Annotated in this window: 1 pseudogene; it reads left to right on the forward strand. The window is 67.3% G+C overall.

Features of this window, described 5'->3' with window-relative positions:
* Positions 1–129: 129 nt before the first annotated feature.
* Positions 130–269 (forward strand): annotated as a pseudogene (locus ABGA94_RS20510) (ubiquinol oxidase subunit I); the annotation flags it as partial.

The following is a 269-nucleotide window of genomic DNA, read 5'->3' on the forward strand; positions in this document are numbered from 1 at the left end:
AGCGCCGGTGGCGGGAGCGCCTGCCCGTCTGGCGGTGTGCGCATTGGGCAGGTTGTCGGGACGGCCCGTGTCCAGGCATTTCACCGCATCCTGCAAGGCCTTCGGCCACAGTAGCCGCTGTCCGCTCGCACCCGCCGCATGAACCAGTACGACAACCCGGCGTGGACGCCGTACCTGATCGCCGCCTTCATCGGCGCGCTGTTCGTGTTCGCGGGCATCATCCTGATGCTGGTGCAGATCTACGTGAGCGTGCGCGACCGCAAGCGCAA

It is taken from the genome of Stenotrophomonas sp. 3diitr2024 (assembly GCF_042136455.1).
Taxonomy (GTDB): Bacteria; Pseudomonadota; Gammaproteobacteria; order Xanthomonadales; family Xanthomonadaceae; genus Stenotrophomonas; species Stenotrophomonas sepilia.